Raw genomic sequence first — 21859 nt, 5'->3', positions numbered from 1 at the left:
GTTACTCCTATACTCTAGTCCAGCTCGTGAAGAGAGGGAAATGCTCAGGTCCGGACTTTGCCAGCTGCGCCGTAGACCAGCAGGAATACGGCAAAAGCCGTGACAACAACGGAAGGGCCGGCCGGTGTGTCCAGGTGCCAGGACAGACTCAGACCGCCGCTCACCGCGACAAACCCGAATCCGACGGCCATGGCTGCCATGATTTCCGGATTGTGGGCCAGGCGCCTGGCGGTTGCCGCAGGAATGATCAGCAGTGCGGTAATCAGCAGCACGCCGACGATTTTCATGGCTACCGCGATGACCAGTGAGAACATCAGCATCAGAACCAGGCGAAGCCGCTCTACGGCAACACCCTCCACCCGGGCGAGTTCTTCGTGAATCGTGCTCATCAGCAACCCCTGCCAGAGCACGGCAAGGAGGATAATGATCAGTGCCGCGCCGCCGTAGATCCACAGCAGGTCTTCACGGCTCATGGCCAGCAGATCCCCGAACAGAAGGCCGGTCAGATCGACACGGACATCCGGCATGAAGCTCAGGGTTACCAGCCCTATGGCCAGGGCGCTGTGGGCCAGTATGCCCAGCAGGGTATCGGTTGCCAGAGTCCGGGTCCGTGACAGGAGTACCAGTGCCATGGCCAGCACCACACAGGTGATGATCACACCAAGGTTCAGCGGTACGCTGATCAGGAAGCTCAGGGCGATGCCGAGCAAGGCCGAGTGTGCCAGGGTATCGCCAAAATAGGCCATTCGTCGCCAGACCACGAAACAGCCCAATGGCCCGGCTACCAGGGCCACGCCGAGTCCGCCGATCAGGGCGCGCCAGAAGAAATCGTCCAGAATCGCGTCAATGATGGGCATGGTCACATTCCGTGTGTCTGCCCTCGACAACATCCCCGTGCAGATCGTGGCTGTGGTTGTGGTGATGGTGATAGACCGCGAGGGACTCTGCCACGGGGCGACCGAATGTTTCGATGAAAGCCGGGTCGTGGGAGATGTCCTCAGGGTAACCGCTGCAGCAGACATGCTGGTTCAGGCAGATAACCTTGTCGGTTGCTGCCATGACCAGGTGCAGGTCGTGGGAGATCATGATAACACCGCAGTTCAGGTCATCCCTCAGCTGGCGTATCAGATCGTACAATGACGCCTGGCCATTGATGTCGACGCCCTGGGCGGGCTCATCAAGGACCAGAAGGTCCGGTTTGCGGGCCAGGGCCCGGGCCAGCAACAGCCTCTGCTTCTCTCCCCCGGAGAGGTGGTGCACGGAGGCATGCAGCAGGTGTCCGACGCCGGTGCGGGTAAGGGCAGACTCACATTCCGAGAGCGACCGGCCGCTGAGCAGCATGAACCGTTTGACGCTCAGGGGCAGTGTGGCCTCCAGCGTAAGATGTTGCGGGACGTACCCGATCACCAGGTTCTTTTTCAGGGACACCTGGCCCTCAGACACTTTCTGGATGCCGAGTACGGCCTTGATCAGTGTCGTCTTGCCTGCCCCGTTTGGACCAATGATGGTGATGATGTCGCCACGGTGAATCTTCAGGTTGACCTGATCAACCACGGGGCGTTCGTCAAACCGGACAGTGAGGTTCTCCAGATTGACCAGAGGATCAGTCATGGCCGGGCTCCGACTGGCATCGGGGGCAAAGGCCGGCAATTTCAAGCGTCGTGGTCTCGGCCCGGAAGCCTTCGCCGGATGCGGCTTTACGAACCTCTGTTGACACCTCTGGAGCGGTCAGTTCGAGCACATTGCCGCAGGCGCGACAGATCAAAAACATGCCGGTGTGGCTTTCACCCGCGTGGGTACAGCCGATAAAGGCGTTGAGCGACGCGATGCGGTGCACCAGCCCATGCTGCTGAAGGAAATCCAGTGCGCGGTAAACGGTGGGCGGCGCAGCGTTATGACCATCGGACGACAGCTCCGCTAGCACATCGTAGGCGCCCAGCGGCTTGTGGGATTGCCAGATCAGCTCCAGAACCCGTTCCCGAATGGGCGTCAGTCGGGCATTCTGCCGCTGGCAAATGGTCCGGGCGTCAGTCAGGGCCTGACTGACACAGGCATCGTGGTTGTGAGGCCGGTAGGGAATAGCACGGGCAGACATGGTCGCAATCCTGCAAAATTTGAAACATTATAACATTTGCAGGGCTGTCTGCCATGTCTGGCAGTGGCACGGGTCAGTGTCGGGACTTTACAACCAGGGATTCCAGAAATTCCAGATTCGGGATCCAGGCATGCTCACCTTCAACCTCGACCTGCATCAGATCCGCCGGCCCCGGTTCACCCTCCAGCTTCTTGACCTGGTCTTCCGCCAAACGGGCCTGGCTGGGGATGCCCTGGGTAACCAGTGCCATAAACGGGACTTCCTTGTGATGATCGCCGATGGTGTTGAGGACCACGATGCGACCGCGATTGTCACCTGGAACGGTGAGGGCGCCGCCGTTGGCCGCGTCGTATGAAATCACCGGAAGCTGCAGGCCCCGCCAGTCAAGGTAGCCAACCAGCCATTCCGGCGTGTTCGCGCCGGCATCAGCGCTGGCATAGTCGACCACTTCCGCAATCGAGACGTTGGGCAGCAAGAGTTGCCGTCCGCTCATGGGAATCATGACGCAGGAGAGGGATTGGCTGTTGTCATTCATTGCGTGTTACCTCAGGCGGAGTCCCGTTTCTGCCGGCTCTTGAGCAGGCAGGATTCTTCGATGGTTTTTACCAGTTCCCGTGCCAGCTGCTCCGGGGTGCCACAGAAACCGCTGCAACCGGTGGCGGCGACGGATTCGGGCATAGAGCTGTTGCCGCAGCTTGTGCTCTCCTGGACCCAGATCCGGCTACCGTAGGCTTTCAGTAAAGGCGCTGCAATAGCGCCATCATTACCCATGCCGGAAAAAAGAATAGCATGGCAGCGCTGGCCGTAATGGTCCGCGACGTTAAGCAGGACCTGATCAATGGAGGGGCCATAGGGGCCCGGCCAGGCATTGCTGGTTTCCGTCAGGGCTCCCTGCTCGCTCAGCTTCCACTCGTGCTCCACCGGCATCAGCACGACATCACCATTCTTGACCCGATAGCCTTCCTCGGCCCGCTTGAGCTGGTAATGGGCGTGACGACCCAGTACCCGCGTAAGAACCTCTGTGAAGTTCCCATCTATGTGTTGGGCGTAGATGAAGCCCACGGGCAGATTCGGCGGCAGGTGGTCCAGAAACGTCTTAACCGCCGCCGGCCCTCCCAGTGAAGCGCCCAGAATCCAGACTTCCTCGGCTACCGAACCGGGCACGGCAGGCGTTATCCAGTGAGGCAGTCCCGGCGATGGTGCTGGTGCCGGCGTTTCCTGCTCCAGTTCTGCCAGAGTCGCTTCTGAGTCCAGCTCTTCCAGGTGCCCCAGTTGCTGCTCAAGTTTGCCCAGTAAACGTCGTTCCCAGCGAAAATACTCGGTACTTCCCGGCTTGGGTGCTTCATCCAATCCGAACAGTACCGGTGCATCGGTATTTTCAAGCAGGTGATCGAACAGTAATGGGTGATCGGCCTCGTCTTCGAGGGTAACCAGCCAGAGGCTGGCATCCGGGAACTCCGGGTAGCCCAGCAAACGCTCGGGATCCCCGGCAAAACGCACCTCCAGACCGAACTTGGATGTTGCGGCCTGCAGTCGGTGTCGCTGCAGAACCACATCCGAGACGATCCCGACCCGCGGCCGGCCAGTCTGGCCGGCCATCACTGACGTCCGGTCAGCCGCTCAATAGTCTCAAGCAACTCGGTTTCCTGGAACGGCTTGCCGAGGTACTCGTTCACACCAATGGCCAGCGCACGTTCGCGGTGTTTCTCGCCGGTCCGTGAGGTGATCATGCAGATCGGAATTTCCCGCAGGCTATCGTCGTGGCGCACAAAGCTGGCAACCTCGAAACCATCCATCCGCGGCATTTCGATATCCAGCAGGATGATGTCCGGTTTGTGATCCTGCAGCTGTGCGACCGCGTCCAGGCCGTCTTTGGCAGTGATGACTTCCATGCCATTGCGCTCCAGCAGTCGTGAGGTAACCTTCCGTACGGTAACCGAGTCGTCCACCACCATGACCACGGTGGCCTGTTCCTCATAACGGGCGGACTCGCGAGCCTTCTCGAGGTTGGCCAGACGCTGGCGCTCGGACAGGATGTCGGAACGGATCATCGCAGGCAGGTCGAGGATTACGACCACGTTGCCGTCACCCAGGATGGTGGCACCGGACACACCGCGCACCGAACTGAATTGCGGGCCAAGGGATTTAACAACGATCTCCCGGCTGCCCATCAGGTTGTCCACCTGCAGGGCCATGGGCTGCTCGGCGCCGCGTACCAGGATCACTGGCAGCGGCAGGGCTTGTCCCTGCAGCTTCGGATGGTGATCGCTGTTCAGCAGGCTGCCCAGATACTGGAGCCGGTATTCCTGGCCGGCGTATTCGTACATCGGCGCGTCCGGCTTGTAGTATTCCTCAAGCTCGTAGGTGCTGACCCGGACAATACCCTCGATGGTGTTCAGCGGGATCGCGTAGAAATCCTCGCCGGTGGACACCATCAGCGCCCGGTTGACGGAAACCGTGAACGGCAGGCGAACCGTGAAGGTGGTTCCGCGGCCAACGGCGGAATCGATGTCCAGGCTGCCACCGAGCTGTTTGATCTCGCTGGCAACCACGTCCATGCCCACGCCGCGGCCGGAAATCTGGGTTACTTGTTGGGCGGTAGAGAAGCCGGGCTGCAGGATAAACTGCAGGATTTCCCGCTCGGACAGATCCTCGTCTTCCCGCAGCATGCCCTGACGGATCGCCTTGTCGCGAATGACCGAAGAGGGAATGCCGGCGCCATCGTCGATCATCCTCAGGACAACGTCGCCGCCTTCGCGGGTCAGTGACAGTGTGACTTCGCCGGTCTCCGGCTTGCCGGCTTGCTTACGGTCCGCCGGGCTTTCGATGCCGTGGTCCAGGGCGTTCCGGAGCATGTGTTCCAGGGGTGCGATCATGCGCTCCAGGATGCTCCTGTCCATTTCGCCTTCGGCGTTGCGGACATCAAAGTCGACTTTCTTGCCCAGTTCGCCGCTGATCTGGCGAACGATGCGCCGCAGACGCGGCACCATGGAGGCGAACGGAATCATCCGGGTCTTCATCAGACCCTCCTGGAGTTCCGTGTTGATCCGGGACTGCTGCACAAGCAGGGTTTCGGTGTCCCGTACCCGGTCAGACAGGGTTTCCCGCAGGTCTGCAAGGTCCGAAGAGGACTCGGTCAGAGCGCGGGACAGCTGCTGAATGGAGGAGTAACGGTCCATCTCCAGCGGGTCGAAGTCGTCGCCGTAATCCGGCCCGTGTTCTTTCTCGGCACTGAACAGGATCTGGGCTTCAGTCTCGATTTCCATCCGGCGCAGCTGCTCACGCAGACGCTCGATGGTGGCGGCCATTTCCTCCAGGGTATGGCCAAAATCACTAGTCTGCTGCTCAAGCCGGCCACGGGTAATACTGGTTTCACCCGCCAGGTTGACCAGCTCATCCAGCAGCGGTGCGGACACCCGAATGGTCTCCTGGGCCGCCCGCTGTGCCTCGGCCGCCTGTTTGCGAACCTTGGCCGGTGATTTCCCGGGCTTCGGTGCCGGTGCTACCGGTTTTCTGCCTGGGCGGGAGGCGTTGGCTCTTCAGGCTTTTTCGGTTCCGGCGCGGCCGGGGCTGGCGCAGGCTGTTCGGCCTTTGCCGAAGGCACACCCATGCCGGACTCATAGCCCTTACGGATGTCGGCAACCAGGGCGATGATGGCGTCGTGATCTTCGGTAATGGCCTGCCACTGGGACTCATCCGGGGCATTGCCGCCAAGGTCGATCAGACGTGTCTCAAAGGCGTGGGCGCTGTCCCCAAGCTGGGTCAGCTGGGAGAGGCGAGCGCCGCCTTTCAACGTATGCAATGCACGCTGGGCTTCCTGGTTGAAGGTGTGGTTTGCCGGCTCCTTGCGCCAGTCATCGAGCAGCTGCTCCAGCTGATCCATGATTTCACCGGCTTCCTCCAGGAAGATTTCCAGTACTTCCGGATCGATCGCTTCCTGTTGGGACTCTTCTCGGGGAGCAGCGGTCTCTTCGGCGGCCACTTCGTGGGCCACCCGGAAGTCCTCGATCAGGTCCGCATCCGGCTCGGGCTTGCTGCCCTGTTCCAGGCTGTTGAGCATGGTCTTCAGGCTGCCCAATGCCCGGTCGCTGAGCTTCAGCAACGTCTTCTGGTTATTGGACCCGGAGATGAGGGGATCCAGAGCGTCGGACCAGGCTTCTGCCAGGTTGGCAATCGGATCGACGTCAGAAAGTCGTGCACCACCCTTGAGGGTATGCAGTTCCTGCTGCAGCTGGGTCAGTCCGGTCAGTTCCTCCGGCTCCTCGCGCCACTGGTCAAGACACTCACTGATGGCGCCGTAGATTTCCAGGCCTTCGTCCAGGAAGATGCCGATCAGGTCATCATCGCTGGCCTGTGTCAGAGTCTCGCTGAGGTCGGGGGCATCTGCTGACTCCTCGGTGGGCGCCTCGGCAATTTCGGCCCCTGCCGGCTGTTCCGGCTCTTGCTCACGATCATCGGACGGCGCCGACTCGCCCCGAAGGATGGACTGGACGCGAGCGACCAGCTCCTCCGCCGGTGGGCAAGGCTTCTGCGTCGCCACCTGCTCAACCATTTGCGCCAGCCGGTCATGGCAGGCGAACAAGAGGTCGTTCATGGCGTCGCTGGCTTCCAGCTGACCCTCGGCAACCTTTTCGAACAGGTCTTCGAGCACGTGGGTCAGGTCGCCAATGGCCTCAACGCCAGCCATCCGGGCGCCACCCTTGAGCGTGTGGACATCCCTCTGCAGTTCCGCGGCAATGCTCCGGTCCGACGGGTCTTCGGTCCAGGTGTGCAGGGCGCTGCCGGTAGAGTTGATCAGGTCGTAGGCTTCTTCCAGGAAAATGCCGACCAGCTCCGGATCCAGGTGCGAGAGATCGGCAACGCCGTCTTCCGCCTCGCCGGTTTCCGCGGTTTCTGAATCGGAATCGACGGGTTCGTCGACTTCCGGGAGCGGGGCCTGCTCTTCGTCGTTGAAATCCGGTTCCGCTTCTTCTTCAGGGCTCGCAACATTGGTGACCGGGCGTGTTCCGGTGGCGCTGTCCATGTACGCCTGGATTTCGCCAATCAGATCCGGCGCAGGGCGCGGTGGCTCCTTGGCTTCCAGGTTCTCGACCATGCCCGCAAGCCGATCGTGGCAGCGGAACAGCAGATCTGAGAGTTCATCATTGATCGATAGCCGCTGCTCGGTCAGTCCCTCAAACAGGTTTTCCAGCTCGTGGGAGAGATCGCCCACGGCAGGAATGTCGGCCAGGCGTGCACCTCCCTTAAGGGTATGCAGATCCCGCTGCAGCAACCGAAGGATATCCAGGTTTCCGGTATTTTCGCTCCAGCTCTGCAGCGCTTCGGCGGTGCTGTCGATGAGGTCGCGGGCCTCTTCCAGGAAGATCTCCGCAAGCTCCTCGTCCATCTCATCATCGGATTCGGACATTTCCGGCAGCGGCGGTTGTTCGGCCGCCGCTGGTTCTTCATTTGCCGGTACTTCGGTTTCATCCATCTCAAAGCTGAGATCGATTTCCTCGAGTTCACCGGTGAATTCCTGCTCGAAGGCGTCGGGTTCCTCGTTTTTTGTGCTTGGGGCCCGTTTCAGGTTTTCGAGCGCGGTAACCATGTCGTCGCTGGATTCCGTGGCAAGCCCGGCAGCCACTTGATCCATCATGTTGATCAGCTGTTCGTGAGCTGCCCGAACGGTCTCGAAAAAGGTTTCGTCTGGCGCTTCATCGTGTCTGGCGGCTTCTTCGTAGGTGTCTTTCAACGCGCTTGAGAGCGCGGCGACGTCGCTGAGCCCGGCTTCGGAGGCCCCGGAGGTCAACTGCTCCAGCTCAGAACGCAACGGGTTCAACGACTCCATCTCGCCGGGGTTGTCCGCCCAGTGGTCGAGAATCTGGTCAGCATCCAGAACAATGTCGAGGCCTTCGTTCAGGAACAGCTGAACCAGCCGTGACGGAGCCTGCTGCGGATGCTGGCGCGGAGCTTCCTCGCTGTGGCCGCGGAGTGTCTCTTCGGTCAGTTGGTCCAGCTTCTCGAGGAAGGCTTCGGTGCCAGGCAGCGAGGCCTGTGGATTTTCACGGATCTGGGCCAGGCCCTGGGTCAGGAAATCGCAGGCGGATTCGATCAGCGAGAGCACGTCGCGGTTGGCCCGCTTGTTCTGCGCCCGGGATTCCTTGACGAAGCGTTCCAGTGGTGTGATTACAGCAGCAATGGGTGCGATGCCGGCGGTATGGGCGCTGCCTTTGAGGGTATGCAGGGCCCGGGAAAGATCATCGGTATAGGTAACCGTGGTCTTGTCTCCGGCTGCTGACAGGAAATCCTTCAGCGTCTGCAGATGGGTCTCGGTTTCACTTTCAAAAATATCCAGCAATACCGGGTCGACCGCATCTTCTTCAGCCGTCTCGATCTCTGCGCCTGCAGCGGTGATCTCATCTTCCGCTACGGTTTCGGAGCCGTCCGATTCGGCCGCCGGCATCATGCTGGCATCGGGAATCTCACCGCTGGCCAGGGCGTTGGCGCGGGCTTCGAGGTTGGCGGTATCGAAGGAAGCCGCACGGCGCTTCTCGAAATCGTCGACCAGGGCCGGCAGGCTGGCAGTGACATCCTCCAGAAGACTGGCGATGTCATCGTTCATGAAGATGCTGCCGTCGATAACGCGGTTCAGCATGTTTTCCACGGACCAGGCCAATTCGCCAACAACCAGCGCGCCGACCATGCGGCCACTGCCTTTCAGCGTGTGGAAGGCACGGCGAACTTCTGACAAAGCGCTGCGGTCATCGTGCTGGCGCAAAAGCATTGGCAGGTATTCGCGAATGGTGTCCAGCACCTCACCGGCTTCTTCGACGAATATTTCAAGTATTTCATCGTCAATCAGGTCATCGTCATCGGCGGACTCATCCGACACGGCCTCAACGGTGGCTTCTTCAACGATGGATTCCGGGGTTTCCTGCTCTTCTTCTCCCGAGTCGGCGACGGTGTCTTCGACCTCGGGAGTGTCTGGCGCCGTCACGGCATCGTCGTCGGTGCGACGGGTGGTTGCCATGGCTTCGGCCCGGTTGATGAGCTCCTCCACGTCGCCTGCGGTCTGGCCGTCCTTGAATTCACGAATCAGTGACGGAATGCGGGCATTGACCTCGTCCACCAGGGTAAACATGTCTTCGGTGGGGCGAATGGTCTGATCGATCACCCGGTTCAGCAGGTTTTCCACAGACCATGCCAATTCGCCGATACTGGTCGCGCCCACAAGTCGTCCGCTGCCCTTGAGCGTATGGAAAGCACGACGAACTTCGGTCAGAGCCTCACGGTCGTCGTGATTCTGGCGCAGACGCGGATAGAATTCATGAATGGTCTCGAGAACCTCTTCGGCTTCCTCAACGAAAATGCCGAGAATCTCGTCGTCCAGGAGCTCCGAATCCGAGCTTTTGGCTTCTTCCGGGGCGGTCGAAACGCTGGCTTCATCCTGCTCGTAAGACGGTTCAGCGACGGGCTCTTCCTGGGCCGTGGTTTCCGTCCAGGTGGGCTCAGCCCCGACCGGGAAGCCGAGGGAAGCGAGACTGTCCTCGGCAACCCGCAGAATTGAATCGTTTTCACCAATCCCTTCAGCGAGGCGCTCCAGGTAATACTCGATGCTGGTAACCGCATCGGCCAGGATGTCGAGCTGCTTCCAGTCAGGAACCTGCTTGCCGTCCAGCAGCACATCGCTGATGTAGCGCTCTGCCGAGGCCAGCATGCTTGCAACCCGGTCCAGCGGAATCAGGCTGAGGCCGCCGCGAATGCTGTGCAGCAGGCCGGGGACATGCTCGATTTCCCGGGTATCCCATTGCGACGCAATGAAATTGACGATGGCGGATTTCACCTGCTCCAGAGTGTTCCGCGATTCCCGCAGCAACGCGCCGCTGGCCTCACCCAGTTCCCGGGAGCCAAGGTTAATCGGTGTATCGGAGGTTTCTTCAGCGGACGACTCCTGCTGACCTTCGCTGTCCAGACCGGCGAGACTGGCTTCGACGTAAAGCAGTGCGCCGGCGATATCCATCAGCGTGCCATCGTCAACCAGCTCGGCCTGGGCGCTGAGTTTCTCAACCAGTTCGACCTGCTCGGTGATCACTTTCCGCGGTATGCCCAGACCCAGCACGGCCAGGGTATTGGCTACCTGGCGCAGACCCGGCAACAGGTCGTCAAGCTCACTGTTCTGGCGGAGCTCCGAGCGGACAAACAGATCCAGCTGATCCTTCAGTTTCGCCAGCTCTTCATTGAGCGCGCCGACAACGGAATGGATGGCGTCCCGGCCGGGGCCGGAGACACGGGTTCGGGCGGCATCAACATCGTCTTCTGACGGCAGTGCCTGGTTCAACTGGTAGGCATCCCGCAGGGCACTGACCTGGGGTGAATCCAGATCCCGCGCACGGGCAACGTAGTAGAGCAGGTGTTTGAGCAGCGCTTCCGGTGCCGGTTGCTGAAGGATATCGGCGTGCTCATCGGTCAGTCGGCGTATTTCACTGTCCAGCTCCCTGAGCAGGGATTTCACCGCCGCATTCACCGGGTTTACGTGTGCCTGAAGTGTTTCCACAAACGCACTGGCCGCTTTCCAGAGCTCGCCCCGGGGCGTTTTCTGGCATAAACGGACCAACCGTTGAATAACCTTCTGCATGTACTCGAAATGAGCATCGAGATCCGCTTCCCGGATAACACCGGCCAGCGCGAACTGGTACATCTGGCGCAGTTTGCGGATGTGGCCCAGGACCGTGGGGTCCTGCAGGCGCTGGGAGACCTTCCCGGACACGGTCATTCGCGAGGGGGCCAGGTCTGGTTTGAACAAAGAGGTATCAGACAGCAGGGATTCGCCACGGGCGGCCCGGAGGTCGTTAAGCAGTGGCAGCAGCACCATCGGGAAATCGTCCTGGCTGCTGGCCAGATGCTCGAGGTACTGGGGCAACTGCAGGATGGCCTGCATCAGGACTTCAACGGCTTCGTCGGTATTGGCAACGGTTTCGTTGAGTACGGCCTGGGTGAGCTTTTCCATCTCCTCGGTGAGCAGGGCTGCACCATAGAGCTCGACCATTTGCAGGGTGCCATGTACCTGATGGAGATAATTCAGGCAGAAGCGCAGGCGCGCGGTGTCGTCACGATTCTCGACATACGCTTCCAGTGCATGCTGACCCTGGGTCAGCGTGTCCTGTATCTCTCCCCGAACCCAGTCGAGGGCGATGCTGTCATGGTGATTGCCCATAACCACTCCGGTTATTCTTCGTCAGTCTGGCGTTTGATCCACGCCAGCACATGTTCCGAGGGGACTCTCTGTAACCCTGGAGGCTGCCAGTCGGTCAGCTCTCCCTGGCCCAGTACCAGCAACCCCCCGGGCGCCAGCCGCTCTGCAAGTCGCTTGACAATTTCCCGCCGGCGCCAGCGGCGGAAATAAATCAGCAGATTCTGGCAGAAGATAATGTTCATCCCGTGCATGGGTGCTTTATCCAGGTCCAGAACATTCAGTCTGGTAAAGCACACCCTGTCGCGGATGCTGTTTACGATTTCTACGGTGTTCCGCTCGGCCGGGCGGAAATACCGTGCTTTCATTTCCTCGTCCATTCCCAGCAGTTTGCGGGGATTGAACTGACCGTTCCGGGCCTTCTCGATCACCGGCTTGCTGATATCAGAGCCGGTGACACCGAACAGAGGCTGCAATGCCAGTTGCTCCATGCATTCATTCAGCACCATGGCCAGGGTGTAGGGCTCTTCCCCGGTGGAACATCCGACACTCCAGGCCTCAAGGGGGCGCTTTTTCAGCTGTTCCCGCGGCCGTGTCAGGACATAGTCGGATACCAGCCGGAAAGCGTCGGGATCCCGGAAGAACCGGGTTTCCTGGACAGTGAGCCGGTCCACCAGCGTTGACCATTCCCTGATTGCATCCGGCCCGGATACGATCTTTTCGTAATAGGCCTGATAGCTGCTGCAGCCGATTTCCCGCATCCGGATGCCAAGGTTCGTTTCCAGAAACGAACGGCGCTCGGACGACAGGGTGATCCCGGTTCGGTGTTCCAGCAGGGTTTGCCACTGGCTGAACTGCGCCTCGTCCATATCCGGGAGTCGACGCAGTGACCAGATGCCCTCGGCAGGTGACAGGTTGTCATGCATTTGCGCCATAAACCGTCAACAGCCCTGGAACGGAAATCAGCCCACCACCGGAACGTCGCTGTCTTCCTCTTCCTCGTGATCAGCCACGTCTTCTTCCGGCAGAGTAAAGCCGGCAACGGAGGACCGAAGCTCGGACGCCATTTCTGCCAGGTTACCGATAGACTTCGCAGTCGCGTTGGTACCGGAAGACGTCTGGGACGTGATTTCCTGGATAACGTTCATGGTGTTGGAAATGTGCGCCGCCGACGAAGACTGCTGACGTGCAGCGTTGGAGATGTTCTGGATCAGTTCCGCCAGAGACATGGATACGTTCTCGATTTCCTCGAGGGCGATACCCGCGTCCTGGGCCAGACGGGCACCACGGACCACCTCGGCGGTGGTGTGTTCCATGGAGATAACGGCTTCGTTGGTGTCCGACTGGATCGTCTTAACCAGCGCTTCAATCTGCTTGGTCGCTGCAGAGGAGCGTTCCGCCAGTCGCTGTACTTCGTCCGCAACAACCGCGAAGCCCCGGCCAGCGTCACCGGCCATGGAGGCCTGGATCGCCGCGTTCAGGGACAGGATGTTGGTCTGGTCGGCGATGTCGTTGATCAGGGATACGATGTCACCGATTTCCTGGGAAGATTCACCCAGACGCTTGATCCGTTTGGAAGTTTCCTGGATCTGCTCACGGATGTTGTCCATGCCGCGGATGGTGTTCTGTACCACTTCCGCGCCTTTCTTCGCGATCGCAACCGACCGCTCCGCAACCGCGGAGGACTCGGCAGCGTTCGAGGATACCTGGTCGATGGACACGGCCATCTCGTTCACCGCGGCGGAGGCGCCGGCGATTTCCTGGGCCTGGTGCTCGGAAGCATCGGCAAGATGCATCGCAGTGGCCTGGGTTTCCTGAGCCGCTGACGCTACTCGTACGGCAGTACCACGAATCGCCTGTACCAGTCCGCGCATCTGGTCGATCGCGTAGTTGATGGAGTCGGCGATGGCACCGGTGAAGTCCTCGGTTACCGTGGCCTCGGTGGTCAAGTCACCATCAGCCAGGTCGGCCAGTTCGTCCAGCAGTCGCAGGATCGCGTTCTGGTTCTGCTCGTTCTGCTCTTGCGTAGTAGCCAGTCGGGCCTGGGCTTCGCGGTACAGGGCCAGACCGATAAAGACAACAATGGCAACCATGGCGGCGAGGATCGCGAAGGCCAGGGTCGGGCTGACCAGACGTGAGCCGGACTGGGTCCGGAAGTTCTCGGCCAGTACAGACAGTTCGGAAAGCAGGATCTCGGAATTCTGGAAGATGTCGCTGGCAGCAGTACGAACCTTGAAGAGGTCGGGAGAGGCTTCAAGGATCGCGTCTACGTTCTGGGAAACGAACTGGAACAGTTCATCGACAGCTTCAAGGCCGTAGATGGCGTCTTCGTCATTTACCTGGGAGATCCCCATGGCCGGGTTGCCGTTCAGCTGGCCTTCAAGCACTCGGCCGAACAGGCTTGCGTCACGACCGAAACGGTCCGCGGCGATAACCGCGTCTTCGTCACCGGAGAGTACGTTGTTAACCGAGCGAACAATCCGCTCCGCCAGGAGTGACTGACGCTGGGCCAGTGCGATCTGTTCGGCGGGTGCGTCGTTGTCGAGCAGGATTTGTACGATATCGTCGTACTCAACCTGCAGCTGCGGAATGGTTTCGTTCAGAGTCCGGGCAACCTCGTGTAGACCGAGCACCGCATCCTGGGTGGAGAGGATGCTGTCGGCGTTTTCCCGCACGGTGTTCCAGTTTTCCTGAACGCCACTCTGCTGGGCCAGTTCACTCGGCGGCAGACCGGTTTCCGGATTACCCTCGGTTACGTTGGTCCAGAGCTGCTGGAATTCGTCACGGGAGCGGCGCAGCTGGTTGAAGGCCTCGGCGGTACCGCCGGCAGCCTCGGTCGCGTTCTTCGCAATCTCCTGAGAGAGCACCCTCAGTTCGGCGGTGTTGGCGATGTATTCCTGATCGTTCTGGCTGTCTGTATTGATAATGAACAGCACCACAACGAGCAGGATAGTGAGTGCGATCAGCGCGGCGATCAGGCCGGCAACCAGCTTGTTGCCTCCCTGTCCCATACTGAGTCTTCCGGCTCTGTTCTTCATTTTCTGGCTCCCGGCCTCTTCAAGAAATTGGCAAGTTTGTTTTTTCGGGTTTCAGGCGGTCAGGGTGATGTTCCTGCCATTGTCACCACCCTTACCACTGTGCGACGTCAAGAAATCGTTCGTCCTCGAGCAGGTCGACGGCCGAAAACACTTTCCAGACTTCCTCGTTGCGTTCATAACCGCCTGAGACAAACGGTCGAACGTTTTCAGGCACGCCCTCGGGCGAATCCTTGAAACTGTCAGTTGCGAAATACTGCATGCCCAGCACACTATCGACTACCAGCCCGCTGAAAATGTCACCCTGCTCTACCACCAGCACGCGCCGTTCCCGCTGGCTACGGGAAGAGCGGGGAATATCGAAAAAGCCGGCAAGATCAACCAGGGGCAGGAGGCGGCCGCGAACATTGGCCGCGCCAAGCAAAAACGGGCGAACCCCCGGTATATGGGTAAACCGGGGGACGTGGAGGATTTCAGTGACTTCGCCCATGGGGGCAACATACCGTTCGCCTGCGAGAACGAAGCCGATGCCGTTCCACAGTTCAACGGCTTGCTGTTGTTCCGGCAGGCCGGCAGCCAGCGACCGGCTGCGCGCGGCGATATCCGTCAGAACGGCAAAAGGGGCGGCCTGGGCGGACATGCTTACTCCACGGTTGGGGATCAGGCAATCAGACTGTTGATTGTTTTGATCAGGTCGTCTTCGTTAACCGGCTTGACCAGGTAACCCTTGGCGCCCTGTCGGGTGCCCCAAACGCGGTCAGTTTCCTGATCCTTGGTGGTTACGATGACGACCGGGATGGACGCGGTTTCCGGGGCGCGGGTCAGTTGGCGGGTTGCCTGAAAGCCGTTCAGGCCCGGCATAACCACATCCATCAGAACCAGGTCCGGGGTCTCTGCACGAGCCTTGGCAACGCCGTCTGCGCCGTTGTCAGCTGTAAGCACCTCGTGCTTATGCTTTTCCAGGATCGTGGAGATTTTCTTAACCTCGGTAGGGGAATCGTCAACAATAAGAATGCGGGCCATGGTTTCCTCGATAGTTCTTGGGGTCAGCAGGTTTACTGTTCCGCCTGTGGAACATACTGGCGGATGGTATTAAGCAGCTCATCCTTACTGAACGGTTTGGTCAGATACTGGTCCGAGCCGACGATACGGCCCTTGGCCTTGTCGAACAGACCGTCCTTGCTGGAGAGCATGATAACCGGCGTCTTTTTGAAGGAGGAATTGTTCTTGATAAGTGCGCAGGTCTGGTAGCCGTCCAGGCGGGGCATCATGATATCGACAAAAATGATGTCCGGCTGTGAATCGGCAATCTTGGCAAGAGCGTCAAAGCCGTCAGTCGCGGTGATGACCTCACAGCCGACCTTTTTCAGAAGGGTTTCTGCGGTGCGACGTATGGTTTTACTGTCGTCGATCACCATGATCTTCAAGTTCTCGAAGTTGTCATCCATTGTCCAACTGCCTTGCGCTCAGCGACTGTCGTTATTTTAAAACGGGGGTTTTAACACAAACCTTAAGGTTCTTCTATAAACCCCGCTCATTTATAGATTATCAATGGCCGGATAAAAAGTATTAGTTTGTGACCAAATGTACTACTGCCCGCAACGTCACGTAACTGACTGAGGATTTCTCCGGATGCATTTGCAGTTCGGGTACAATACCATCTGATTTCAAAGCATAGCACTTAATGTCTGGTCCGCTCTGCAGACCGGTTCGTGTTTTTAACCCTCAGGAGTGCAGGAACGCCCATGACCGTCAGACTCGGGATCGTGATGGATCCGATTGAAGATATCCACTTCAAGAAAGACAGCTCACTGGCCATGTTGCTGGCTGCCCAGAAACGCGGTTGGGAAATCGAGTACATGGAGCTCCCCGACCTGTACCTGGACGGTGGCCGTGCCATGGCGCACACCCGTGACCTGACTGTGCACATGGATCCGGAGAACTGGTACGGCTTCGGGCCGTCCCAGGACCGGGCGCTGGGAGATCTTGATGTCATCCTCATGCGCAAGGACCCGCCGGTAGACCGGGAGTTCCTGATGGCCACCTATATACTGGAGGCGGCCGAGCAGCAGGGCGCTCTGGTGGTCAATCCGGCGTCCACGCTGCGCGACTGCAATGAGAAGCTGTTCGCCACGCAGTTTACTGACCTGACGCCGCCACTACTTGTCAGCCGTTCGGCGAGTCGCTTCCGCGAGTTCTACGCCGAACACGGCGATGTCATCATGAAGCCGGTGGACGGCATGGGCGGTCATTCGATCTTCCGTATCAGGGAAAACGATTTCAATCTCGGTGTCATCATCGAAACCCTCACCAACTATGGCACGCACCAGGCCATGGCCCAGAAATACATCCCCGAAATCAGCGATGGCGACAAGCGCATCCTGCTGATCGACGGTGAACCGGTACCCTATTCACTTGCGAGAATACCCTCCCATGGCGAGAATCGGGGCAATCTGGCCGCCGGCGGCCGGGGTGAAGGTCGTGAACTGACCGCGCGGGATCGTGAGATCTGCGAACGCGTTGCCCCGGTGATCAAAGAGAAGGGCCTCATTTTTGTGGGCCTGGATGTCATCGGTGACTACCTTACCGAAATCAATGTCACCAGCCCGACCTGTATCCGGGAACTCGATGCGGCCTTCGGGATCGATATTGGTGGCTTATTGATGGACGCGATTGCGAAGCGTTTGGGCCAGGCATAATCCGGTGATGGCGGCCGGGCAGGTATAACGACAGGATCCATATCAGGAATGGCAGTTCAGGTAAGCGACTTCGACCGGTTTTCCTTCACCCTGTTTATGGCGCTGGCGGTGCACGCCATCGTGGTGCTGGGAATCACCTTTGCGCCTGAACCGCCCCGTTCCTCTGCCCAGACCATGGAAATCACCCTGTCCCAGTTTGACGATGAGGAAGCTCCGGAGAAGGCGGATTTCCTGGCCCAGACCAGTCAGAAGGGCAGTGGTACCGAGGAAGAGGTTCGGGAAATGACCACCCCGCAGCCGGCGGAGGTGAGCCAGCCGCAGGTGGCACAGGTTCAACCCGAGCCTCCTGCGCAAACCGAGCCGCAGCCGCGTCAGGAAAAGCAGGTCGTTCAGACCGAAAGTTCTTCCAGTCAGAAGGTTCGCCAGCCTGAAGAGCGCACCAGGCCGGAAGAGGAGCCTCTGCCGGTTCGCGAGAAAAAGAGCCTGATGGAGCGCAGCCTGGAAATTGCCAGCCTTGAGGCCCGATTCGATGCCCAGCAGCAGGCCTATGCCCGCAAACCCAGGGTGATGCGGGTAACCGCCGCCTCTACGCTCAAGTCCACCAACGCCTGGTACGTTCAGAACTGGGTGAGCAAGGTAACGCGGGTGGGGAATATCAACTACCCGACCGAGGCGCGCAATGCCGGAATCTATGGCACACTGCGAATGCTGGTGTCACTCAAGAAAGACGGCACCATTAAAGAGGTGGCGATCCTGCAGTCTTCCGGCAGCACCGTCCTGGATGATGCTGCCATCCGTATAGTCAGGATGGCCTCACCTTTTGCACCATTTCCGGACGAAATGCGGAAAGAGGTGGATGAACTCGAAATCATACGTACCTGGTCCTTCCAGCGTCGGGGGCTGACATCCGGATGACAGCATCAAAACACTCTCCCCATAGCTTGCGCCACCAGTTCCTGGTGGCATCGCCCTATCTCGCTGATCCCCGTTTCCATGGCGGCGTGATCTACATTTGCGAGCATTCTGACGACGGTGCCCTGGGGTTAATGATCAATCAGCCGCTGGACATCCACCTTGGTGAAATTCTGGAACAACTGGACCTGCCAGGCGGCGAGCTGGATCTGCCGGTATTCAGCGGTGGTCCGGTGCAGCCGGAACGCGGCTTTGTGCTGCATCCCCCAGGCACCAGCTGGCAGAACACGGCGAAGGTCACCGACGATGTTCTGCTGACCACATCCCGCGATGTATTGGCAGGCATTGGTCGTGGCGAAGGTCCCGACGAGTACCTGGTGGCATTGGGCTATTCCGGCTGGAGCGAAGGGCAGCTGGAAGAGGAACTGGGCAGCAACGCCTGGCTCACCTGTCCGGCCAACACCGACATCCTGTTCCGTACTCCCTGGGAAGAACGCTACAAGGCGGTGCTGCAGCTGATCGGCATTGATCTCAATCAGCTCAGCGAATCGGTCGGTCATGCCTGAACCGGCCAGCCGTCGCGTCATGGCGTTCGATTTTGGCACCCGCCGTATTGGCGTAGCGGTTGGTCAGGAGTTGCTTGGATCCGGCCAACCGGTGGCTCTGATTCCTGCCCGAGACGGTATCCCCGATTGGCAACAGATTGAATCCCTGCTCGAGGAGTGGCGTCCGGACCTGGTCGTGGTCGGTTTGCCCCTCAACATGGACGACACTGAAAACGATATGTGTGCCCGGGCGCGCAAATTCGGCAAGCGCCTGCATGGGCGCTACCACGTGCCGGTCGAGATGGTGGACGAGCGGCTCACCAGCTTCGAGGCCAAGGGTGAAGTGATGGCCGCCGGAGGCAGTCGTGATTTTGGTCGCCACGGAGTGGATGACCGGGCCGCGGTGCTGATCCTGGAAACCTTTTTTCAACAGTGAGGACCGAATGACGGCATTGCTTGATATTGATCAGTTGCTTGACCAGATGGAAACCGGGCTGCGTCAGGCGCTCGAGCAACGGGGCGTGCAATCCCCGGTCCTGATCGGTATACGGACCGGAGGCGTCTGGCTGGCCGACGTGCTGAGCAAACGCCTTGGCATCGAAGAGCCGTTCGGCGAACTGGACATCTCCTTCTACCGCGATGATTTCAGCCGCATCGGCCTGAATCCCCGGGTGAAACCCTCGAGTCTGCCCTTCGATACCGAAGGCCGTGACATCATTCTGATTGACGATGTCATCATGAGCGGCCGGACGATCCGCGCCGCCATGAATGAGATCTTCGATTATGGCCGTCCAGCCAGTATCATACTGGCCACCCTGATTGACCTCGGTGCCCGGGAGTTGCCCATCCAGCCGGATGTGGCTGGCAAGACAATGGCGTTGGAATCCCATCAACGCGTCAAACTGCGTGGCCCCGACCCGCTCCGTATCGAGCTTCAGGAAGCCGGACAATAAACCTCCGAATCGGATAACAGGCGACCCATGACCGCGAACGACTCTTCCCCGCACCACTTGCAGCTGACCCGGGATGGTCAGTTGCGGCATTTCCTCACTCTCGACGGTCTGGATCGGGCGCTGCTGACCGACATCCTGGACACGGCGGACTCCTTTATCGAGGTCGGTGAGCGAACCATCAAGAAAGTGCCACTGCTTCGCGGGCGAACCGTGGTAAACCTGTTTTTCGAGTCCAGCACCCGAACCCGCAGTACCTTTGAGCTGGCGGCCAAGCGCCTCTCTGCGGATGTGCTCAACCTGGATATCAGCACCTCGGCCACCTCCAAAGGCGAATCCCTGTCTGACACGCTGCTGAACCTGGAAGCCATGGCCAGCGACATGTTCGTGGTCCGGCACTCCCAGAGTGGTGCGCCGCATTTTATTGCCGAGAGCGTGACGCCCGGCGTCGCCATCATCAACGCCGGTGATGGTCGCCACGCTCACCCGACGCAGGCCATGCTGGATATGCTGACGATTCGCCAGCACAAGGGGCGTTTCGAGGGCCTCAAAGTCGCTATCGTTGGCGACGTGCTGCACTCCCGAGTGGCCCGCTCCCAGATCCGGGCTCTCAACGAGCTGGGTGCCGAGGAAGTTCGCGTCATTGCCCCGGGAACCCTGCTTCCCAAAGACGTGGAAAGCCTCGGCTGCACGGTGGAATACGACATGACCCGCGGGATGAAGGATCTGGATGTGGTCATCATGCTGCGACTGCAGAAAGAGCGGATGGAAGGCGCATTGCTGCCCAGCGAGCGCGAGTTCTACCGGCTCTACGGCCTGAACCAGCAAAAACTGGCGTTGGCCCATCCGGAATGCATCGTTATGCACCCGGGGCCGATCAACCGGGGCGTTGAAATCGAATCGGCGGTTGCCGACGGACCACAGTCGGTCATTCTGAACCAGGTGACCAACGGCATCGCCATCCGGATGGCGGTCATGTCCATGGCCATGGGTGGCCAGGTTTCAGAACGGCAGCAGAAATTGAGTGAGAGGGGCCAGGCATGAGCAGTGTCAACACATCCGGAACCAGCCTGAAGATTACCGGAGGCCGACTGTTCGATGGTCAGGGCCCGGAGCAGCAGAATACCGCGCTGCTGATTCGGGATGGCCGTATTGCCGCAATGGGCGAAGCTGCCGCCCGGGCACAGGCCGACGAGACAATCAGCGCCGAGAACGCTGTCATAACGCCGGGGTTTGTCGATCTTTGCTGTAACCTCCGTGAGCCGGGCAATGGTCAGAAAGGCAATATTGCCTCGGAAACGCTCGCAGCGGCTCATGGCGGTTTCACGACGGTCTGCGCTTCGCCGGAAACCTCGCCGGTGAACGATTCCAGTGCCGTCACCCACCTGATCCGGGACGGCGCCGCCAGCAGGTCGCCGATCCGGGTGTTGCCCATTGGTGCCATCACCCGGGGTCTGGAGGGTGATTTGCTCAGCGACATGGCGGGCCTGGCCTCGGCGGGTTGTGTCGCTGTGGGTAATGGCTCCCGGGGCGTGCGCAACGCCCGCATCTTGCGCCGCTGCATGGCCTACGCCCAGACCTTTGGTTTGACGGTGATGTTCAGTCCCGAGAACCAGGCCCTGGCTGCCGACGGCTACGCCCACGATGGCCTGGTAACATCTCGCCTGGGCCTGCTCGGTATTCCGGAAGTGGCGGAAACCGCAGCGGTGATGGAAATGCTGTTGCTGGCGGAGGAGACCGGAGTACGGTTGCATCTGAGCCAGCTCTCCTGTGGCCGCAGTGTTGAAATGCTGGCTGAAGCCCGCCGCCGCGGCATAGCGGTAACCGCCGATGTGGCCATGCACCAGCTTGTGTTCACCGAGGAGGCCCTGGCCGGTTTCGACAGCCGCTTCCATGTTCGGCCTCCTCTGCGCGGCGAGGGTGATCGGAAGGCGTTGATAGCCGGTGTTCGGGACGGCGTGATTGATGCCATTGTCAGTCAGCATCAACCTCACGATACCGCCGCCAAGCAGGCGCCCATGGCAGCCACCGAGCCGGGACTGTCGAGCATTGAGAGTGTGCTGTCGCTGGGGCTGGAACTGGTGGAGATGAATGAGCTGGCACTGCCTGATCTGATTCGCGCGCTGACCAACGGTCCGGCTTCCGCGCTGGGCAGAACAGCCCGTCTTGCCGAGGGCGAAATCGCTGATGTCTGTGTGTTTGATCCTGATGCCTTCTGGACACCGAACTCGAAAACACTGGTTTCAGCCGGTCGCCATGCGCCGGTGACCGATCGCGAACTGCCGGGTGTCGTCCGGCTCACCCTCAGTGAAGGTCGAAAGGCCTGGCCAAAGCCGGCAATCTGAATCCGGCTCAGGCGACAAAGTGCGGCAGGGGTTGCGGAACCTCTGTCGACACCATCACAGAATCCCCCCTTTTTGCTGAAAAACCCTTGATGGCAGGCACCTGTGCCAA

17 protein-coding genes and 1 pseudogene are annotated in these 21859 nt (G+C 59.8%); 7 read left to right on the top strand and 11 right to left on the bottom strand.

Annotated features, from left to right (window positions below; genetic code table 11):
* Positions 1-44 precede the first annotated feature (44 nt).
* From znuB to pilG, 11 genes and pseudogenes are all read right to left on the bottom strand, one after another.
* Positions 45-857: a zinc ABC transporter permease subunit ZnuB gene (gene znuB / locus HP15_RS17445; RefSeq protein ID WP_008172766.1), complete on the bottom strand. Its 813-nt coding sequence runs from the start codon at positions 855-857 to the stop codon at positions 45-47.
* Positions 844-1611 carry a zinc ABC transporter ATP-binding protein ZnuC gene (gene znuC / locus HP15_RS17440; RefSeq protein WP_014578679.1) on the bottom strand — a complete coding sequence of 256 codons (768 nt, stop codon included), beginning with the start codon at positions 1609-1611 and terminating at the stop codon, positions 844-846. The genes znuB and znuC overlap by 14 nt, the downstream gene beginning before the upstream one ends.
* On the bottom strand, positions 1604-2095 hold the full coding sequence (locus HP15_RS17435) for a Fur family transcriptional regulator (RefSeq protein WP_014578678.1): 492 nt from the start codon (positions 2093-2095) through the stop codon (positions 1604-1606). The genes znuC and HP15_RS17435 overlap by 8 nt, the downstream gene beginning before the upstream one ends.
* A 73-nt stretch (positions 2096-2168) precedes the next feature.
* Positions 2169-2630, bottom strand: a complete 462-nt coding sequence (locus HP15_RS17430; protein ID WP_014578677.1) for a chemotaxis protein CheW — start codon at positions 2628-2630, stop codon at positions 2169-2171.
* Between the two features lie 11 nt (positions 2631-2641).
* Entirely contained in the window at positions 2642-3694 is a 1053-nt protein-coding gene (locus tag HP15_RS17425; protein ID WP_014578676.1) for a chemotaxis protein CheB, read from the bottom strand.
* Positions 3694-11288 (bottom strand): annotated as a pseudogene (locus tag HP15_RS17420) (Hpt domain-containing protein). Before HP15_RS17420 ends, HP15_RS17425 begins: the two are co-directional and overlap by 1 nt.
* An 11-nt stretch (positions 11289-11299) precedes the next feature.
* Positions 11300-12199: a CheR family methyltransferase gene (locus tag HP15_RS17415; protein WP_014578674.1), complete on the bottom strand. Its 900-nt coding sequence runs from the start codon at positions 12197-12199 to the stop codon at positions 11300-11302.
* A gap of 27 nt (positions 12200-12226) precedes the next feature.
* Positions 12227-14302: a methyl-accepting chemotaxis protein gene (locus HP15_RS17410; protein WP_041645743.1), complete on the bottom strand. Its 2076-nt coding sequence runs from the start codon at positions 14300-14302 to the stop codon at positions 12227-12229.
* Between the two features lie 91 nt (positions 14303-14393).
* Complete coding sequence (locus tag HP15_RS17405; protein ID WP_008172777.1) at positions 14394-14939, bottom strand: chemotaxis protein CheW; 546 nt, start codon at positions 14937-14939, stop codon at positions 14394-14396.
* A gap of 20 nt (positions 14940-14959) precedes the next feature.
* A complete protein-coding gene (gene pilH, locus HP15_RS17400; RefSeq protein ID WP_011787171.1) occupies positions 14960-15322 on the bottom strand; it encodes a twitching motility response regulator PilH in 363 nt (120 codons plus the stop codon).
* 32 nt (positions 15323-15354) lie between these two features.
* Positions 15355-15747: a twitching motility response regulator PilG gene (gene pilG / locus HP15_RS17395; protein ID WP_008175635.1), complete on the bottom strand. Its 393-nt coding sequence runs from the start codon at positions 15745-15747 to the stop codon at positions 15355-15357.
* A 297-nt stretch (positions 15748-16044) separates the two neighbouring features.
* On the opposite strand from pilG, the gene gshB reads away from it, so the two are divergent.
* The 7 genes from gshB to HP15_RS17360 are packed head-to-tail and all read left to right on the top strand — an operon-like array spanning position 16045 to position 21750.
* Positions 16045-16998 (top strand): glutathione synthase, encoded by a 954-nt coding sequence (gshB, locus tag HP15_RS17390; RefSeq protein ID WP_014578672.1) that lies wholly within the window; start codon positions 16045-16047, stop codon positions 16996-16998.
* 48 nt (positions 16999-17046) lie between these two features.
* Complete coding sequence (locus HP15_RS17385) at positions 17047-17913, top strand: energy transducer TonB (protein WP_014578671.1); 867 nt, start codon at positions 17047-17049, stop codon at positions 17911-17913.
* The gene (locus HP15_RS17380) at positions 17910-18476 is read left to right on the top strand and encodes a YqgE/AlgH family protein (protein WP_039882120.1); all 567 of its coding nucleotides are present in this window, start codon (positions 17910-17912) and stop codon (positions 18474-18476) included. The genes HP15_RS17385 and HP15_RS17380 overlap by 4 nt, the downstream gene beginning before the upstream one ends.
* On the top strand, positions 18469-18891 hold the full coding sequence (gene ruvX, locus HP15_RS17375) for a Holliday junction resolvase RuvX (RefSeq protein ID WP_008175643.1): 423 nt from the start codon (positions 18469-18471) through the stop codon (positions 18889-18891). The genes HP15_RS17380 and ruvX overlap by 8 nt, the downstream gene beginning before the upstream one ends.
* Positions 18892-18898: 7 nt before the next feature.
* A complete protein-coding gene (gene pyrR, locus HP15_RS17370) occupies positions 18899-19408 on the top strand; it encodes a bifunctional pyr operon transcriptional regulator/uracil phosphoribosyltransferase PyrR (RefSeq protein ID WP_008175647.1) in 510 nt (169 codons plus the stop codon).
* 27 nt (positions 19409-19435) lie between these two features.
* Positions 19436-20449: an aspartate carbamoyltransferase catalytic subunit gene (locus tag HP15_RS17365; RefSeq protein WP_008175649.1), complete on the top strand. Its 1014-nt coding sequence runs from the start codon at positions 19436-19438 to the stop codon at positions 20447-20449.
* Positions 20446-21750, top strand: a complete 1305-nt coding sequence (locus HP15_RS17360; protein ID WP_014578668.1) for a dihydroorotase — start codon at positions 20446-20448, stop codon at positions 21748-21750. The genes HP15_RS17365 and HP15_RS17360 overlap by 4 nt, the downstream gene beginning before the upstream one ends.
* Positions 21751-21859 lie beyond the last annotated feature (109 nt).

This window comes from Marinobacter adhaerens HP15 (assembly GCF_000166295.1).
Classification (GTDB): Bacteria; Pseudomonadota; Gammaproteobacteria; order Pseudomonadales; family Oleiphilaceae; genus Marinobacter; species Marinobacter adhaerens.
This window is presented reverse-complemented; position numbering and strand designations above follow the sequence as displayed.

Coding starts and splice junctions, on each gene's coding strand:
- HP15_RS17435 (WP_014578678.1), bottom strand. CDS start 2,095: ATGTCTGCCCGTGCTATTCCCTACCGGCCTCACAACCACGATGCCTGT.
- HP15_RS17410 (WP_041645743.1), bottom strand. CDS start 14,302: ATGAAGAACAGAGCCGGAAGACTCAGTATGGGACAGGGAGGCAACAAG.
- znuC (WP_014578679.1), bottom strand. CDS start 1,611: ATGACTGATCCTCTGGTCAATCTGGAGAACCTCACTGTCCGGTTTGAC.
- HP15_RS17415 (WP_014578674.1), bottom strand. CDS start 12,199: ATGGCGCAAATGCATGACAACCTGTCACCTGCCGAGGGCATCTGGTCA.
- gshB (WP_014578672.1), top strand. CDS start 16,045: ATGACCGTCAGACTCGGGATCGTGATGGATCCGATTGAAGATATCCAC.
- HP15_RS17430 (WP_014578677.1), bottom strand. CDS start 2,630: ATGAATGACAACAGCCAATCCCTCTCCTGCGTCATGATTCCCATGAGC.
- ruvX (WP_008175643.1), top strand. CDS start 18,469: ATGCCTGAACCGGCCAGCCGTCGCGTCATGGCGTTCGATTTTGGCACC.
- HP15_RS17385 (WP_014578671.1), top strand. CDS start 17,047: ATGGCAGTTCAGGTAAGCGACTTCGACCGGTTTTCCTTCACCCTGTTT.
- znuB (WP_008172766.1), bottom strand. CDS start 857: ATGCCCATCATTGACGCGATTCTGGACGATTTCTTCTGGCGCGCCCTG.
- HP15_RS17380 (WP_039882120.1), top strand. CDS start 17,910: ATGACAGCATCAAAACACTCTCCCCATAGCTTGCGCCACCAGTTCCTG.
- HP15_RS17365 (WP_008175649.1), top strand. CDS start 19,436: ATGACCGCGAACGACTCTTCCCCGCACCACTTGCAGCTGACCCGGGAT.
- HP15_RS17360 (WP_014578668.1), top strand. CDS start 20,446: ATGAGCAGTGTCAACACATCCGGAACCAGCCTGAAGATTACCGGAGGC.
- pilH (WP_011787171.1), bottom strand. CDS start 15,322: ATGGCCCGCATTCTTATTGTTGACGATTCCCCTACCGAGGTTAAGAAA.
- HP15_RS17425 (WP_014578676.1), bottom strand. CDS start 3,694: ATGGCCGGCCAGACTGGCCGGCCGCGGGTCGGGATCGTCTCGGATGTG.
- pyrR (WP_008175647.1), top strand. CDS start 18,899: ATGACGGCATTGCTTGATATTGATCAGTTGCTTGACCAGATGGAAACC.
- pilG (WP_008175635.1), bottom strand. CDS start 15,747: ATGGATGACAACTTCGAGAACTTGAAGATCATGGTGATCGACGACAGT.
- HP15_RS17405 (WP_008172777.1), bottom strand. CDS start 14,939: ATGTCCGCCCAGGCCGCCCCTTTTGCCGTTCTGACGGATATCGCCGCG.